This window comes from Plesiomonas sp. ZOR0011 (genome assembly GCF_000800945.1).
Classification (GTDB): domain Bacteria; phylum Pseudomonadota; class Gammaproteobacteria; order Enterobacterales; family CAMTGL01; genus Plesiomonas; species Plesiomonas shigelloides.
This window is the reverse complement of record NZ_JRKB01000034.1, coordinates 102,545-118,716: the sequence shown is the minus strand read 5'-3', so window position 1 is coordinate 118,716 and position 16,172 is coordinate 102,545. Positions and strand designations below refer to the sequence as shown.

15 protein-coding genes are annotated in these 16,172 nt (G+C 52.0%); 7 read left to right on the top strand and 8 right to left on the bottom strand.

Translation table 11 applies throughout. The features are described from left to right. The 4 genes from L975_RS06305 to infA form a co-directional block, all read left to right on the top strand. On the top strand, positions 1 to 952 hold a 952-nt coding region (locus L975_RS06305), incomplete at its 5' end, for an ATP-binding cassette domain-containing protein (RefSeq protein WP_047707745.1). Between the two features lie 225 nt (positions 953 to 1,177). Continuing rightward, complete coding sequence (gene aat, locus L975_RS06300; protein WP_052181312.1) at positions 1,178 to 1,939, top strand: leucyl/phenylalanyl-tRNA--protein transferase; 762 nt, start codon at positions 1,178 to 1,180, stop codon at positions 1,937 to 1,939. Between the two features lie 40 nt (positions 1,940 to 1,979). Further along, the gene (locus L975_RS06295) at positions 1,980 to 2,699 is read left to right on the top strand and encodes an arginyltransferase (RefSeq protein WP_039045326.1); all 720 of its coding nucleotides are present in this window, start codon (positions 1,980 to 1,982) and stop codon (positions 2,697 to 2,699) included. Positions 2,700 to 2,799: 100 nt separating this feature from the next. Next, positions 2,800 to 3,018: a translation initiation factor IF-1 gene (gene infA, locus L975_RS06290; protein WP_010861786.1), complete on the top strand. Its 219-nt coding sequence runs from the start codon at positions 2,800 to 2,802 to the stop codon at positions 3,016 to 3,018. Between the two features lie 104 nt (positions 3,019 to 3,122). On the opposite strand, the gene clpA is transcribed toward infA, so the two are convergent. Continuing rightward, the gene (gene clpA / locus L975_RS06285) at positions 3,123 to 5,426 is read right to left on the bottom strand and encodes an ATP-dependent Clp protease ATP-binding subunit ClpA (protein WP_039045327.1); all 2,304 of its coding nucleotides are present in this window, start codon (positions 5,424 to 5,426) and stop codon (positions 3,123 to 3,125) included. Positions 5,427 to 5,500: 74 nt separating this feature from the next. After that, positions 5,501 to 5,818 (bottom strand): ATP-dependent Clp protease adapter ClpS, encoded by a 318-nt coding sequence (gene clpS / locus L975_RS06280; RefSeq protein ID WP_010861788.1) that lies wholly within the window; start codon positions 5,816 to 5,818, stop codon positions 5,501 to 5,503. Between the two features lie 241 nt (positions 5,819 to 6,059). Between clpS and cspD the strand changes: the two genes are divergently transcribed. The 3 genes from cspD (at position 6,060) to L975_RS06265 (ending at position 8,497) form a co-directional block, all read left to right on the top strand. Beyond that, on the top strand, positions 6,060 to 6,287 hold the full coding sequence (gene cspD / locus L975_RS06275; protein ID WP_010861789.1) for a cold shock domain-containing protein CspD: 228 nt from the start codon (positions 6,060 to 6,062) through the stop codon (positions 6,285 to 6,287). Between the two features lie 339 nt (positions 6,288 to 6,626). Continuing rightward, the gene (locus tag L975_RS06270) at positions 6,627 to 7,769 is read left to right on the top strand and encodes a YcbX family protein (protein WP_047707743.1); all 1,143 of its coding nucleotides are present in this window, start codon (positions 6,627 to 6,629) and stop codon (positions 7,767 to 7,769) included. A 53-nt stretch (positions 7,770 to 7,822) separates the two neighbouring features. Further along, the gene (locus tag L975_RS06265; RefSeq protein WP_047707742.1) at positions 7,823 to 8,497 is read left to right on the top strand and encodes a Crp/Fnr family transcriptional regulator; all 675 of its coding nucleotides are present in this window, start codon (positions 7,823 to 7,825) and stop codon (positions 8,495 to 8,497) included. Between the two features lie 159 nt (positions 8,498 to 8,656). Here L975_RS06265 and tsgA read toward each other — a convergent pair whose 3' ends face one another. The 6 genes from tsgA to L975_RS06235 form a co-directional block, all read right to left on the bottom strand. Further along, complete coding sequence (tsgA, locus tag L975_RS06260; protein ID WP_047707740.1) at positions 8,657 to 9,835, bottom strand: MFS transporter TsgA; 1,179 nt, start codon at positions 9,833 to 9,835, stop codon at positions 8,657 to 8,659. Between the two features lie 72 nt (positions 9,836 to 9,907). Then, entirely contained in the window at positions 9,908 to 10,615 is a 708-nt protein-coding gene (deoD, locus tag L975_RS06255) for a purine-nucleoside phosphorylase (protein ID WP_010861793.1), read from the bottom strand. 467 nt (positions 10,616 to 11,082) lie between these two features. After that, positions 11,083 to 11,622, bottom strand: coding sequence for a heme utilization protein HutZ (hutZ, locus tag L975_RS06250; RefSeq protein WP_047707738.1), 540 nt, complete (start codon positions 11,620 to 11,622; stop codon positions 11,083 to 11,085). 181 nt (positions 11,623 to 11,803) lie between these two features. Further along, positions 11,804 to 12,400, bottom strand: a complete 597-nt coding sequence (hutX, locus tag L975_RS06245) for a heme utilization cystosolic carrier protein HutX (protein ID WP_081995620.1) — start codon at positions 12,398 to 12,400, stop codon at positions 11,804 to 11,806. 107 nt (positions 12,401 to 12,507) lie between these two features. Beyond that, complete coding sequence (hutW, locus tag L975_RS06240) at positions 12,508 to 13,860, bottom strand: heme anaerobic degradation radical SAM methyltransferase ChuW/HutW (RefSeq protein ID WP_047707737.1); 1,353 nt, start codon at positions 13,858 to 13,860, stop codon at positions 12,508 to 12,510. Next, positions 13,860 to 15,920 carry a TonB-dependent hemoglobin/transferrin/lactoferrin family receptor gene (locus tag L975_RS06235; RefSeq protein ID WP_177326622.1) on the bottom strand — a complete coding sequence of 687 codons (2,061 nt, stop codon included), beginning with the start codon at positions 15,918 to 15,920 and terminating at the stop codon, positions 13,860 to 13,862. The genes hutW and L975_RS06235 overlap by 1 nt, the downstream gene beginning before the upstream one ends. Between the last annotated feature and the right edge of the window lie 252 nt (positions 15,921 to 16,172).

Genomic DNA, 16,172 nt, shown 5'->3' with positions numbered 1-16,172 from the left:
GCTAGCCGCCGAGCATGTCGGCGGCAATCCGCATCCGGGAGCATTACTGGCACTGTTTGTATTCGTCACCTTAGCGGCTTTCGAAGCACTGGCGCCGGTAGCCTCTGCCTTCTTGCATTTGGGACAAGTCATGGCCTCAGCGGAGCGCGTGCAAGATGTGATTTCACAAACGCCGCAAGTGCAGTTTGTAACTGAGCCAGAAGATAAAGCCTGTGCGGGTGAAACAGCTGCCAATCCGGCGCTACAACTCAATATCCAGCATGTCACTTTCGGTTATACGCCAGACCAACCGGTTCTGCTCGATGTCAGTTTGCATCTTGCAGCAGGTGAGCGGATCGCTCTGCTGGGAAAAACCGGCTGTGGTAAGTCGACCTTGCTCAATTTGCTGACTCGCGCCTATGACCCACAGCATGGCACTATTGCGTTAGGTGACACCGATATCCGTTTGTTACCGGAAAGCCAACTGCGCCAAGCAATTTCAGTGGTCTCACAGCGCGTACACATTTTTAGCGCCACCCTGCGCCAAAACTTACTGCTGGGCGACCCACGCGCCAGTGACGCGCACTTAAGTGATGTGCTGCGTGACGTTGGCCTCGACACCTTACTGGACGGTGAAGGGCTGGATATGTGGCTAGGCGATGGCGGCCGTCCGCTGTCTGGTGGTGAGCAGCGCCGTTTAGGCATTGCCCGCGCCTTGCTGCACAACGCGCCCCTGATGCTGCTCGATGAGCCAACAGAAGGGCTTGATGCCGATACCGAGCATAAGATCTTAGCGCTGCTGGAAACGCATAGCCGCGGTAAATCGGTGATTGCCGTTACCCACCGTCTAAGCGGACTGGATCAATACGACCGGATCTGCGTGATGGAAGAAGGGCAAATCATCGAGCAAGGTAGCCACAGCCAGCTAATGGCCCAACAAGGGCGTTATTATCAGCTGCACCAGCGCTTGTAACTTGCGATCCCCACTGCCGTTTTGCAATCATTCTTGCTACGGCTTTGCTATGGCTTGGTCATGGGTCTGGCCATACATGAGTCTGGTCATAGTAGTGGGGAAATTTACCGCGTCGCGCTCTTACGCTAAACAACGGCGCTTTTATTTTATAGCGCCGGTTAACCGCTTGTTTGGTAAGGCGTTCCAGTTAGGTTAAAAATTTCAGTGTGGTAACAGAGAAGCACCATGTGGCTGCATGCACTTTCTGCTGATAATACAGATTTTCCGCCCATCGATTCGGCGCTCACCGATCCGAACGGCTTGCTTGCCTTTGGTGGGGATCTGAGTGTCGAGCGCTTACTGAATGCCTATCGCCATGGCATTTTCCCATGGTTTAACCCCGGCGAACCTATACTCTGGTGGTCGCCCGATCCACGGGCGGTATTTTTTCCCGCACAGCTGCAACCTAATCGCAGTATGCGCAAGTGGCTGAAAAAATCACCGTTTCGCGTCACCATAAATCGCGCCTTTAGTGATGTCATTCACCACTGTGCAGATGTGCGCAGCGGCGAAACGTGGATCTCAGATCAAATTCAGGCCGCTTATGTGCACCTGCATCACTTAGGCATCGCACATTCCATCGAAGTTTGGCAAGGCGATACGTTGGTGGGTGGATTGTATGGGGTGGCGATCGGGCAGGTATTTTGTGGCGAGTCGATGTTTTCGTTACAGGATAACGCCTCCAAAACGGCGTTACTCACGTTTAATCAGGCCTTTTATCAGGCCGGTGGCACGTTAATTGATTGTCAGGTAATGAATCCCCATTTAGCCTCGCTGGGCGCCGTGAGTCTGCCACGTAGCGATTTTCAGCGAATTTTAGTCGAACATCAGACACAGTCATTACCGGCCTCTTTCTGGCAGCCGCGTGAATTGGCCTACCGTTTTGAATCGCGTAACGGAAAACCGCCAATGTCATCTGACGATGTTCTGAGCCGAACGCCCGATTAATGCCGCACGTGCAGCGACCTTTTGAATCAAGATAAACACTATGCCCGAATCACAGACTTCACATTGTATTCAGTTGTGGCTCAGCCCGCCGAGCACCTGCAGCTATCTGCCGGCAGAGACTGAGCAAGTCGGCGTTATCTTCGATGAGCAGTGGCTAACGCCTGACGGTTACAGCCAATTGTTGACCGCCGGATTTCGGCGCAATGGACAATCGTTGTATCGACCACACTGTCCGGCGTGTTCGGCGTGTAAATCCCTGCGGATCAGTACGCTACAGTTCAGCCCTTCCCGTTCACAAAAACGGGCAATGAAATATTGGAGTGCGGCCTCGTGGCGAATTTATGATAAACTACCGCCTGAGTTTTTCGCTCTGTATGCCAGGTACATCAGTGCCCGTCACGCTGGCGGCAGTATGTATCCGCCGGATAAAGCGCAGTTTGAATCCTTTGCGGAATGTCAGTGGCTCGATGTGGCTTATCTTTGTATGTATCTGGAGGATCGTCTGGTCGCGGTAGCAGTGACAGATGTATTACCTGATGCACTCAGTGCCTGCTATACCTTTTTTGATCCGGATCTGAGCGCCCACTCACCGGGTGTTGCGATGCTGATGAAACAGCTGGAATGGGCAAAACAGAGTGGAAAACGCTGGGTCTATCCCGGTTATCAAGTTGATGCCTGCAGGGCGATGTCTTATAAAAAACGCTTCCGTCCGGCACAGGAATTAACCCAGACAGGTTGGCAGTGGGTCAATGAATGCTGAGTTTTAACCAGCTTTAATGCCCTGTTGCCTTTACACTATCGACGTTTTTCGGCATTATCTGCCGGTTATTATTCAGGTTGTAAGCCTTAACGAGGAATAGATGTCTAAAGAAGACAGCATTGAAATGCAAGGTACCGTGCTGGACACGCTGCCAAACACCATGTTTCGTGTAGAACTGGAAAACGGTCACGTTGTGACTGCCCACATCTCCGGCAAAATGCGCAAAAACTACATCCGTATTCTGACTGGCGATAAAGTGACCGTGGAAATGACTCCTTACGACCTGAGCAAAGGCCGTATCGTATTCCGTAGTCGCTAATCGCGGTTATAAAAAAACCCGGATTGCTCCGGGTTTTTTTATGTCTTGAAGTTGGCTCTTGCACCTGCACAAGAGCCGATCACGTGATTAATCATTTGCAATGATTAATGCACCATGCCCTCTTCTTCGCGGCGAGTACTGGCACTGCTGAACTGATAGGTCAGCACATTGCCTTCTGTATCCACCCCGACTTTCACCACGCCACCGTGCGTCAGTGAACCGAACAGCAACTCGTTCGCCAGTGGTTTTTTCAGGTTATCCTGAATCACACGACTCATAGGACGTGCGCCCATCGCCTGATCATAACCTTTCTCTGCCAACCAGTTGCGGGCTTCGGCGCTGACTTCCATCGAGACGCCTTTAGCATCCAACTGTGCTTGCAGCTGCACGATGAACTTGTCGACCACCTGATGGATGATCTCCGGTGTCAGATGGTTAAACCAGATGATGTTGTCCAGACGGTTACGGAACTCTGGCGAAAACACCTTCTTGATTTCGCCCAAGGCATCGATGCTGTTGTCCTGCTGCTTGAAGCCAATGGATTTGCGCTGCGTTTCCTGCACACCGGCGTTGGTGGTCATCACCAACACGACGTTACGAAAATCCGCTTTGCGGCCATTGTTATCGGTCAGCGTACCGTTATCCATCACCTGCAACAGCAGGTTAAAGACATCAGGGTGCGCTTTTTCGATTTCATCCAGCAAAACCACCGAGTGAGGATGCTTGATCACCGCATCGGTCAGCAAACCGCCCTGATCAAAGCCGACATAACCTGGAGGCGCACCAATCAGGCGACTGACTGTGTGACGCTCCATGTATTCGGACATATCAAAGCGCAGCAGCTCAATCCCCATGGCGCGCGCCAGCTGTACGGTGACTTCGGTTTTACCCACCCCAGTTGGGCCAGCAAACAAGAATGAACCCACCGGTTTGTTGTCTTGTGACAACCCCGCACGGCTCATCTTGATGGCTTCAGTCAGCACTTCAATAGCTTTATCTTGACCAAAGACCAGCATTTTCAGCTTGTCATCCAACGAGCGCAGGATATCGCGATCACTGGAAGACACTGATTTTTCTGGAATGCGGGCAATACGCGCTACTACCGATTCAATGTCGCTGACGTTAACGGTTTTCTTGCGTTTGCCGGCTGGGGCTAAACGGCAACGAGCACCGGCTTCGTCAATCACGTCAATCGCCTTATCCGGCAGATGACGCTCATTAATGTACTTAGCGGACAGCTCCACCGCAGCACGGATCGCTTTGCTGGTATAGCGAACATCATGGTGCGCTTCGTATTTTGGCTTCAAGCCCATCAGGATCTTCGTGGTTTCGTCTACTGACGGCTCAATCACATCAATCTTCTGGAAGCGACGCGCCAGAGCACGGTCTTTTTCGAAGATGTTCGAAAATTCCTGATACGTGGTAGAGCCCATCACCCGAATCTTACCGCCCGAGAGCAGCGGTTTAATCAGGTTCGCGGCATCCACTTGTCCACCCGAGGCCGCCCCAGCACCGATGATGGTATGAATTTCATCGATAAACAGGATGGCGTTCTCTTCCCGCTCCAGTTGACGCAAGATGGTTTTAAAGCGTTTTTCAAAATCGCCACGGTATTTGGTACCCGCCAGCAACGAGCCGATATCCAGTGAGTAAATCACGCAGTTGAGCATGATTTCCGGCACATCGCCTTCCACTATCCGCCAGGCCAGACCTTCGGCAATCGCGGTTTTACCCACCCCAGCCTCACCGACCAACAACGGGTTATTTTTACGGCGACGGCACAATACCTGAACAGTACGCTCCAGCTCTTTATCGCGGCCGATCAACGGATCAATACCGCCAACACGGGCCAGCTGGTTCAAGTTAGTGGCAAAGCTTTCCAGACGCTCTTCGCCCTCTTCGCCAGAATTGGCGGCCGACGCAGCGTTGCCCGGCGCACTGCTGCTACCGGTGGAATTGCTTTGATTAGGTGCTTCTTTACGAATGCCGTGCGAAATGAAGTTCACGACATCCAGACGGCTGACATCGTATTTTTTGAGCAGGTAAGCGGCCTGAGATTCTTGTTCGCTAAAGATAGCCACCAGCACATTAGCGCCGGAGACTTCACTACGACCGGAAGACTGCACGTGGAAAACCGCACGCTGCAGTACTCGTTGAAAACTTAAGGTCGGCTGCGTTTCACGCTCACTGTCTTCTTCGGCAATGAGTGGTGTGGTCTGTTCGATAAACACCGACAGATCGTTACGCAGCATATCCAGATTGACGGAGCAGGCTTCCAATGCCTCACGGGCTGAACTGTTATCAATCAGTGCGAGCAAAAGGTGCTCGACGGTCATGAACTCATGCCGTTGCTCACGCGCTTTGGCAAATGCGAGGTTCAGACTTAATTCAAGTTCTTTATTGAGCATAGGCACCTCCCCTAGACGCCGAGATAGATGCCGGGAGCATGGCTAACAGCAGTTAACTTTTCAGTTTTCCGGTGTCAGGCTTTTTCCATTGAACACAGCAATGGATGGTCGTGCTCACGGGCATACTGATTAACTTGCACAACTTTTGTCTCTGCTACCTCAGCAGTAAAAATGCCACAAATTGCTTTACCCTGATAGTGCACAGTCAACATTAATTGTGTCGCCTTCTCTATGTCCAAGCTGAAGAACTTAGCCAACACTTCGATAACAAAATCCATCGGGGTATAGTCATCGTTGTTCAGTACAACCTTATACATAGACGGTGGCTTAACCGTTGTTTTTTCTTCGTCCCTGACGAGCTCATCAATTCCAATCCAGTCTAAATTACTCATAACTCTATCGTAGTCTTTACGGTCATCGGATGCGAATGAAATGTTAATTTCGGTGAAATTTTAGTGAAGACATCCTCAATGCGACCTTTGTCGCCTTGACGTTACGATCAATTCTACTAGAGTGTATCGCTAAGTGGTGTGTATATTTCGACCAATCAGTGGCTTTTTGTCTCTGATGGCCGAATTTGTTGTTTTACATCACGGGTATGTCTGTATGGTATCACTCGAGGGATGTAGAGGTATGGAAACGGGTACTGTTAAGTGGTTCAACAATGCCAAGGGATTTGGTTTCATCTGTCCGAGCAATGGTGGTGACGATATCTTCGCCCACTATTCCATCATCCAAATGGATGGCTATCGTACGCTTAAAGCAGGACAAGAGGTGCAATTCGAAATGCACCGCGGCCCCAAAGGTTGTCATGCAACCAATATCATTGTCCCCTCGACAGAAGCTGAGCTGATCAAATAATCGGCGGCTTTCCTGTGTCATTCAAAAAAGCAGACTTTAGGTCTGCTTTTTTATTATATTATTTTGTTCTTTCGTTAAAGAAAAATAATCTAAACCAACAAGCTGTGCCTTTTAAACACACAAACCAACATAACCGAGCCTAACATCACGCACTGATGTTTCTGTTCTGTGTGTTCTGTTGCCGCGTGTGAAAGCGCTCTTTTCGCGTTGCGCGTGCTTGCATACACTGCCTAGCATCCGGATGATACCGGCGGTCATCACTGCGCCAGTCAGTATTTTAATCAAACCGGTAACACCTTAATTTTGCGCAGACTCTTTAACCCGGAAAGGATCTCTGTAATGAAACCTTCGCTGTCTGAGATTTATGTACACCCCATCAAATCCACCCGCGGCATTGAGGTATCCAGTGCCCAAGTGGTGGAAAGTGGTTTGGCGTTTGATCGCATGATGATGCTGGCCGATCCCGATGGGCGTTTTGTGACCGCGCGTGAGATGCCGCAATTGGTGTTGTTCCAAACAGCGCTATTACCAGATGGTGTGGTGATTCATAGTCCGGATGGCGACAGTATCGCGGTGTTTTATCGCGATTTTACTCAGCGAGCCCCTTCCGAAGTGTGGGGAAACCATTTCGCCTCATTGGTAGCGCCAGAGACGGTGAATCTGTGGCTGAGCGAGAAACTCGGACGCGCACTTTGTTTGCGCTGGACCGGTTTTCATTCCGAACGACGGGTGGAAGGTCACGCCGAGCAACCGCTCTCGTATGCCGATGGTTATCCGCTGCTGCTGATTTCTGCTGCCTCCCTTGACGCTTTACAGCAGCGCTGCTCACCGCCTCTTACGATGCGCCAGTTCCGCCCGAATTTGGTGGTGCGCGATACTGAGCCATTTGCTGAAGATAGCTGGAAGGTGATCCGTATTGGCGAGGTAATTTTTGATGTGGTCCAACCCTGTGGCCGTTGCATTCTGACGACGGTGAATCCGGCCGATGGTACGCTACATAACCAACGCGAGCCGCTGCATACGCTGACCCAATTTCGCCGTTACGGTAATGATGTCGATTTTGGCCAAAACCTGATTGCCCGTAATCAAGGGTTGGTGCGTTTAGATATGCCGGTCGAAGTGCTGGAAACCGCCGAGCCGCGCGTTTATCCGGATAATGCCCATCCGCTACCGGCGCATACACACGAAGAGCGTCTGGAACCTCTGCATTCGGTGTTAATCGAAACCCACGGGATTGCCAGCGGAGATATCGCGTTTACCGGCAACAATCACCACACGCTGCTCGATCAGCTGGAAGCACACAATGTGCCTATTCCGTCATCATGCCGCGCAGGACTGTGTGGCACGTGCCGTGTTACGCTGTTGTCTGGTGAAGTGACCGCGCTGACCAATTCAGCCGTACGCGGGGATAAAATTTTGGCCTGTAGCTGTATTCCTCGCACCAATTTACAATTGAAATTGCGCCGTAAAGTGCGTGAGTAATTGAGCATTAGAGCAGTAAACCGACGCAGAAGCGCGGATAACCGAGAGCAAGCATGCAATTAAAACCCTTACACAAAGGACGCTTTCAGGATCACTGGCAAGATAATCATTCCCTGATTGAGCAGGTGGTGCTTAGCTGTATTTCTGAAGAGAAAATCATCGAAGAAAAGTCGCCACTGATGAGTCAGGGGCAACAGCTAAATTATCTGACGCTGGTGCGAAGCGGTAAGGTGTCGATCGGTTACACCGCGCAAAATGGGCGCAGCTTTCAGCTCGGCACCATGGAGTGCGATTATCAGGTTTTCGGGGAGATGGAGTTTTTTAGCGGCTATCGCTGTCAGCTCGATATCATCGCCGAAGAGACGCTGACAGTAGCCTTTATCTGCGCCGATAAATTGCAGCAGGCGTTGGTGAAAAATCCACAAGTCGCCCTGTTCTTTGCCAGCGCCATTGCGATCGATTATCAGGATACGGTGAATATTCTGATCCATCGCATGCTCTATCCTATCGCTTATAACGTGGCTTACGATCTGTACCAGCAATATCTGCGGGATTTCCCTGTCGGCGGTTTTACCAAAAGCTATATGGAAGCCGAACGTTTCGGGACGACCGATCGCGTTTATCGCCGCGCCGTAAAAGAGCTGACTGACTTAGGATTGGTGGAGCGCAGCAAGCAAGGGCTCAGTATCACGGATATCGACGCCCTTAAGCGTTATCTGGCGCTCTAGCTGCTCCTGTGGTGTACAGCGAAGTATTATCTGCGCAGCTATCACCTATGCAGTGATGCAAATGGCATGCGTTCGCACTGGCTTTTCATCCCTTCCCTAACAAAAACACCGGCCAAAAGCCGGTGTTTGTTTTTTGCAGTTATCGCATAGCAGCTTAAATCAGTTCGCGGCCTGCTGCGGCTGTGGCGAAGCGGCTTTATGCAGACGGAATGAACCAAGCAGCATCAACAAGATCACCGCGTACAGCATTGGGATAGCGTACATCACCGCTTGCAAACCAATCACTTTTTCAAACACTGCACTGATTGCGGGGCTGAACATGGCACCGGCACTGCCACTGATCAAAATGTACGACACGTTCTTGCTGCTTGGTTGACGCACAAACGACACGCCATAAGCGATAAAAGCGTTATACAGCGCAGCGCAGACAAAACCGTAGCCGTAGGTGTAGTAAGACAGCATGCCCACATCAGACGTGTTCACAATCAAGGTGGTGATCACCAGTGCCAGCGCAATCACTGCTAGCAGAAAGTGATGGATCTTAACGCGCGTTACAATGGCAGTAGATGCCAGTGCGCCCAGCAAGGCGGCGGCCCAATATTGCGTGATGATGTTGCCGGCATCTTCAAACGGAATATCGAACTTTTGCTTAACAAACAGCGGCGCCCAAGTCAGGAAGGTATACAGCGCCAGCATGCCCAAGAACAAGCCAAAGCCACCGCTTAACAGGCCAAAATTCCACTCCGATTTGGCGTTATCACTGCTTTCGGCACTTTGCTCACAGCGGCGGAAGTTAGTGAGCGCGGCAATCAGCATGGTGACTAGCGCTACGCCGCCCACGGTCAGGTAGCTGTAGCTCCATGACATAGAACGGGTCAGTGTATAGGTGGTCACCAGTGGGAATACGACCCCTGCCACGTTAAAGGTAGCATCTTGTACCACCAGCATGGTACTTTGCAGTTTATCTTTCCATACTGCCACCACAATGGTACCGGCAATACACAAGCCAACACCGCCGCAAAAACCGATCACGGTCATAGCAGCCATCACGACGGCCAGCGATCCGGTAAGATGCAGGGTCAAGGCGCTCAGCGCAATCAGTGTATAGCTGAGTAAGGTAATGCGTTTGATACCGATTTTTTCAATCAGGAAAAAGGCGGCGATGGTGCCCGCCAGAGCGCCGCCATTAAGCAGCGAGAAAATGGCCGCCACATCGTTCACCGGCGCAGCAAATTTTGCAGCAATCGGCTCTATCAGCATGCCAAACTGGGTGGCAAACCCGGCCATAACAAAGTTTGCCAAGAAACTGATGGCGGTAAGTGAGAGTTTGTTTTTCATTGTTATTATCCCGTACTGATGTTGAAGGGTACGATATGGCGACCTTAGCTATCGCGACATTAGCGCGACAAATTAGCAGGACAACGCCGTCTCCAGCGCCAACTCAATCATGTGATTGAATGACAGCTGACGCTCTTCGGCGGTGGTCTCTTCGCCTGTCAGACAGTGGTCAGACACGGTGAGGATCGCCAGCGCTTCGATACCCTGCTGATGCGCCAGACCGTACAGACCGGCCACTTCCATATCGATACCCAGTACGCCAAATTTCTCCAGCGCAGGGATCAGATTTTCGTCTGGATCGTAGTAGAGATCGCCAGTGAAGACGTTACCGGCACGCACCGGGATCTCCTTTTCCTTCGCTAAGGTGTAGGCGCGGTGCAGCAGGTTGAAATCTGCAGAGGTAGCCATGTGGTATCCGGCACTGCGCTTGGCGTTGGTTGGCGAGTCAGTACCGGCGGCTACGGCCAGAATCACATCACGCATCTGCACATCACGCTGGGTCGCGCCTAGGCTTCCGATACGGATGATACGCTTGACGTTAAAATCATTCACCAGCTCATGGGCGTACAGCACCATGGAAGGGATCCCCATGCCGTGGCCCATCACAGAGATCCGCTGACCTTGATAAAAACCGGTATAACCAAGCATGTTACGGACATTGGTCACTTCACGAGCGTCGGTCAGGTAAGTTTCGGCAATATAGCGGGCGCGCAGTGGGTCACCCGGCATAATCACGGTTTCGGCAAAATCACCTGGCTGAGCATTGATATGTGCTGTCATTTACTTCATTCCTCTTACAACCAATTCGGTGCATCTCTACCGGTTATCTATACCCTTCCTACTTGAAGTGTTTGGGTATGCAGCGTGTTTGCTTTGCTAAAAACACGAATAAAACACACGAAAGAGCAGATACATCACTCGGTAGCGCGAACATGGCTGCAGTGTACGGCTGCCCTGACTGCGTTGCAGAGGACATATGTCCTGTCTGGCGGATCGGCCTCTCATTTCACGGATTTTATTCCGCATTGCAGCCAAATCACCGGATAAATGAGAGATTCAGTGGAAAGGGAAAGATGAGAAAGCAACGGCGGCCCATGAAAGCGCCGCCGTTGTCTTACATTGAGTTAATGTGTTTTACACTTCAAGCGCCTACCCTAAGCCTCGCCCTGTGCACGCATGATGGCAATTATGTATGTCATGTATGAGGTGAGTTGCGCTATGGCGAGTAGCGCGGTGGTGAGTCAGCCTCAGGCCTTAACCGGTTCGCCGGACACCGTTTTATGCCCTTCTTGCAAATGCACCACATCCACCAAATCATCACTACTGACTTGGAACGCCTGACCAAATCCTTTCACGTACAGACCTTGCTCTGGCACCATGCGGAACAGGATAAAGTCTGCCATTTGCGACAAATTGGCCACGATATCACCGTGACGAGCTTCCAGCGCTGCAACGGCCTCTTGCCAACTTGCTGTATCACGCTCCACTTTCTCAACACGCGCATCGAACGTCAGACGCTTACGGGCAAACAGCTGGCGCGACTGACTTTCATCCTCAATCATCATCAACGACGTACGCGGCACCTGCTGTAAATTGCGCGCATGCCGTGCAATTTCTGAAATCAGCACATAATAGCCATCCGCCAGTTGCACAAAGGGCGCGTAGCTGACATTCGGCATGCCATCGGCATCCACGGTCGCCAGCACCACGGTGCGGCATTCGTTACGAAACTCAGCGATTTCTGGTTGCAGGCGATTTTGCAGACGCTCTTGACGTTCGTTGGTCATGACAATGTCTTCCTTCATTCAATACTTATTAGTCTAATTTACTGCCCTGATAAGGCTATTCACGTTGTCGATTTTTATTATCATTCGCGTTGTTTGGCCCGGCGCAACGCCGAGCCAAACAACGCGAGGTATCCAACCCGATAGATGCCACTTAATAGCGATGTCACTTAAGCGAGCGCGATTAGTCTGCTGCCGGCTGCGGCTGGGCAATCAAGCGCACACGCAGCTGCTCAAACAGCGCAACTTGTTCCGGCAACAGCTGACGCTGTTTGTCTCGGCCTAAGTACACTTTGAACATAGTGCGGCCGTTAGCAGCAAAGAATTGCAGGCTATAACTGGCCTTGCCCATAAACGGTTTGGCCAGCAACGCGATGTGTGACACTTGCGATAACAGCAGGTGGCCATGCAAACCGGTTCCCTCTTTGGAGTACAGGTTGAAATAGCCGTGCCCCGGTTTACCGGCAGGGAATGCCCCTTTGAATTCAAAAATGCTGCCTTCGGACTCCACGATGGTGGTCAGTGGGCCCCAACCGGTCAGCTCTTCCAGCAGCGATTGCGCCCAGCTACCATGCGCCATCACCGCCATCTCTTCGGGCAGTGCAGCAACCAGCTGATATTCACTGACGCCAAAGCGCGCAGCTAACTCTTGTGTACTGGCACTCATCTCTTTTTCTGACAGCTCCGCCAATTGGCGGCACAGCTGACTGTGAACGGCATCATTTTTCGTGCCTGCATCCGCTTTAGGCGCGGTGTCAGCCAGTACATCCGTATGAGACATGTTTTCTCTCCGTATTCATTCAGGTTTCATTGCGACCCGATGAGAGCGCAATTTTTGCGCTCTCATCGGGTCAGAAAAAGGGGGACAAAATAGCCGTAACTGGTCACTCAGGCGGCTAAGGGCGGCGATAAACGCAATGCGTTAATCAGCCCTTGTGCCATGTTGATATTCCAGAAACTACCGGCCGTGGTTAGACGCGCTTGGTCTGCCTCTAACGCCAACAGCCCACGCTCTTGCCACTGTGTTAAAAGTGGGCTGACGTAGTCATACAGCGCCATACCACTTAGGCTATCTAACTCGCTGCGTTGCAGTCGGCCACGATCGAAACCGGCTTTAATAGCACAGTGCAGCGCATGCTGCGGATTAGGGCTCATCATCATCGCCACCGGATAACGCTCTTCGCGGATGGCTTGGTGATAGCTCTCAAGATCGCGAGTTTGCATCAGGGCAAAACCGTCAATAAAGCCACCCGCGCCAGCCCCCGCCGGCAACACATCGGCGGTCGTTTTCGCCAGATGGTTGTAGCGGCTGCGTTCGCGTGCATCGCGCGTCCAGTGATTGACACTGATTTGCTGAATGCCGTGCTGCTGCATAAACGCGACGCCTTGGGCGTACATACGCGATTTTTCAGGTGTCGCGGCCGGTGACGGCAGACGGTTTTCCTCCACCAAACGCGCCATCGGAGTGCCTTGCATCTCAATCAGCTGATACAGGTCTACCCCATGTGCGCCGCTGTGTAGGAAGTCCTGCAGGTCTTGCTGCCACGCCGTGGCCGATTGATGCGGTAAACCAAACATCAGATCGACGATAATCGGCGCACGGTCCAGTGCCACCAGATGACTCACGGTCTCCAGCAACTTTTCGCGCGGATCGAGCCGCTTGGCTTTACGTCGAACATCGGTATCGAAACTCTGCACCCCGAACGAGAAACGGTTCACGCCGCCATCAACTGCAGCATGGTATTTCTCATCGCTAAAGCGATTGAGGCGGCCTTCCAGCGTAATCTCACAATCGTCGGTCAGCGGGAAATGCGCTTTAATCAGCTGGCCGAGGGCAAAAATTTGCTCGGCAGTCAGATCCGTCGGCGTACCGCCACCAATGTATACGGCGGAAAACGGTGCGGCTTGTGTCCACGGCATCGCCGCTTTGCGTTTTAGCTCTTCGCTCAGCGCCGCGAAATATTCGGCCACCAGCGCAGGACTGGCGGCATACTGAAAGAACGAGCAAAAGGTGCAGCGCACCCGACAAAACGGGATATGGATGTACAAACAGCGCGGACGAATCGCCGGCGTGTCTTGCATCAATAACTGCTGCAGTTGCCCTTGCGCCGCCGGAGGTGGCAGCGGTCGCCCGCTGCCTCCAGCATGTGCCTGACGTTTGCCGGTAAAGGCATACGCCAGAGGGTCTGGGCTGTGATGGCCCAGAATGGAGTCATCCAAAACAGATAAATCAATCATCATCAGAAGGAATACCGCACACCAACCTTAAAGTTACGACCGGCGGAATAGAGCTGGTCAAAGGCCTGACGGTAATATTCGTCAGTCACGTTATCGATACCCACATCGACTTTGACTGCTTTGAGCGCGCCCGTTTGTGGCTGCCAAGTGGTGTAGAGATCCACCAAGGTGTAGGACGGATACACATTGGTCACGTTAGATGGCAATTCATCTTGTGATTCGTAATGGCTGACGTTCACGCCCGCTTTCAGGTCGCGATCCATAAAGTAGTGGCTCACGCCCAATACCCACTTATGCGCCGGTATGTTATTCAACGGCTGGTTGGTTTTCTTGTCGCGCCCTTCTGTCTGGGCATAGCTCAGGCTGGTTTCCAGATCGCGCCAGTTATAACGCGCGTCTAACTCAACCCCACGCAAACGCGCATCGGTCACGTTCACGTATTGGGTGGTGAACATGTTGACCTGCTGGTCAATGTAGTTGCTGACGTTGTTATGGAAGTAAGTCGCGCCAAACGCTAACTCATCGTCGGCCAGCACGTTGTTAAAGCGCATCTGTGCTGAGATTTCTTTGTTTTTGGCGGTTTCCGGTTTCAAATCGGGATTGGCTTTAAACACGTTGCAGCCCATCGGGCCCATGCAGAAGTGAGTACCGGTGGTGTACATCTCTTCCATGCTCGGAGCACGGAACGCTTCGTCGTAACGGGCATTTAAGGTCAGCCAATCGGTCGCCGCCCAGCGCAGGCCAACGGATGGTGACAGGTGATCTTCGCTACGCTCGGAGCCGGCGATATTCTTGTCTTCGGCGGTAAAGTGGTCATAACGCAGACCCGGTAACAAGTTCCACTGGCTACCTAATGGAATATCGGCCTGAACATAACTGCCCCAGACTTTGCTGCGGCCATCGGCTGGAATCGGGCGATTCTTCCCTTCCCGCTCGCCTTGGGTTTTATCTTCATAAATATCGCCGCCATAGGTCAGGCTCAGCAGATCAAACTGCGAATGGTTACTGATATTCAGACCCAGTGTGCGGTAATCCACCTTATCGCTTTGCTTTTTCGTGACGCGATATTCATCAAATTCCGTTTTGTTCACATAGGCAGTTACGCGTGCGTCCAACCAACGGCTATCGGTTGGATTCAAGCGATAATCCAAGGTGGTATTGAAATCACGGGTTTTCTGCTGCACCAGCGGCACTGAGGTACTGACCATCTGTGATGGGTTGCTCGGTGCGTTCTGATGGGTTTCGGCTTGGCGAACTGACAGCTCCAGACGCTGCGCGTCATCTGCCTGCCAGCCCAATTTGGCTAACCCACCCTGATTGCGATAGGCCGAGTCAATCAGGTGCTCGCCGTTCCCCAAACGCAGGTTATTAGCATCGGCGTAGTAGCCGTTCAGCAAGAAATCGACGGAATCCCCCAACAGGCCATACACAGCACCGCTGGTTTTGGTTTCATCATTGGCGCTGGCGTAACCTTGTTTCAGATAGCCACCCACACTCTGATCGCCTTGCAGCATATCGGGGGCAGAAATAGTTTGCTGCGCGACCACGCCACCCAGTGCGCCACTACCCCACAGGGAGCTGGTCGGCCCTTTGATCACTTCGATGGATGACAACATTTCAGGATCCATGAAATAAGTCGCACGGTGTCCCGAGGTAGTGTTCTGACGCACGCCATCCACCACCTGCAAAATGCGGTTGCCACTTAAACCCCGTACTGACTGGCTTTGCGCATTAGCACGAGGACCGCCACTGACATCCACGTTAGGAATGTACTTCAGTGCTTCAGCCACGCTGGCCGGTTGTTGTTGCTGAATTTGTGCCTGCGTCACCACCGCAACCGAGCGCGTTTCTTGTGACAGCGCTTTATTTTCACGGGTTGCCGTAACCAGGACTTCATTGAGCTGAGTCTGAGGCTCAGCCGGTGCGGCGTTGGCGGCAAATGAAACCGCCACGCTGTTCAGAATTAACAGACTCAGTGCAGAGCGTTTAAAGCCGGAGTGTTTAGCGGTCATCGCGGCTGTCGCGCTGGACAGTCGACCGGAAGATTGCAGATGGTTGGCCACTGGCATTAATTCCTTTTAGTTCATGATGAAAAGAGGAAAAACAAGCAATGTGTTAGCGGTGGCGAAGCGTAACCGATCATTGAATGCGAATGCAAATAATTTTCATTTGATCTCAAGTGTCATCAAAATGTATAGTGCAGCCATTCTTGATTACTGACTGTTTTCTTTGCTGATAAGTCTGGAAGACCGGAGTTACCCATGCCGCTGACGTTGCTTACTGCTGGCGCTCACCTTCGCCGCAATAAACGCCTT

Bases quoted from the DNA above. Each gene is read 5' to 3' on its own strand.
- aat (WP_052181312.1), top strand. From the start codon at position 1,178: ATGTGGCTGCATGCACTTTCTGCTGATAATACAGATTTTCCGCCCATC.
- L975_RS06295 (WP_039045326.1), top strand. From the start codon at position 1,980: ATGCCCGAATCACAGACTTCACATTGTATTCAGTTGTGGCTCAGCCCG.
- infA (WP_010861786.1), top strand. From the start codon at position 2,800: ATGTCTAAAGAAGACAGCATTGAAATGCAAGGTACCGTGCTGGACACG.
- clpA (WP_039045327.1), bottom strand. From the start codon at position 5,426: ATGCTCAATAAAGAACTTGAATTAAGTCTGAACCTCGCATTTGCCAAA.
- clpS (WP_010861788.1), bottom strand. From the start codon at position 5,818: ATGAGTAATTTAGACTGGATTGGAATTGATGAGCTCGTCAGGGACGAA.
- cspD (WP_010861789.1), top strand. From the start codon at position 6,060: ATGGAAACGGGTACTGTTAAGTGGTTCAACAATGCCAAGGGATTTGGT.
- L975_RS06270 (WP_047707743.1), top strand. From the start codon at position 6,627: ATGAAACCTTCGCTGTCTGAGATTTATGTACACCCCATCAAATCCACC.
- L975_RS06265 (WP_047707742.1), top strand. From the start codon at position 7,823: ATGCAATTAAAACCCTTACACAAAGGACGCTTTCAGGATCACTGGCAA.
- tsgA (WP_047707740.1), bottom strand. From the start codon at position 9,835: ATGAAAAACAAACTCTCACTTACCGCCATCAGTTTCTTGGCAAACTTT.
- deoD (WP_010861793.1), bottom strand. From the start codon at position 10,615: ATGACAGCACATATCAATGCTCAGCCAGGTGATTTTGCCGAAACCGTG.
- hutZ (WP_047707738.1), bottom strand. From the start codon at position 11,622: ATGACCAACGAACGTCAAGAGCGTCTGCAAAATCGCCTGCAACCAGAA.
- hutX (WP_081995620.1), bottom strand. From the start codon at position 12,400: ATGTCTCATACGGATGTACTGGCTGACACCGCGCCTAAAGCGGATGCA.
- hutW (WP_047707737.1), bottom strand. From the start codon at position 13,860: ATGATGATTGATTTATCTGTTTTGGATGACTCCATTCTGGGCCATCAC.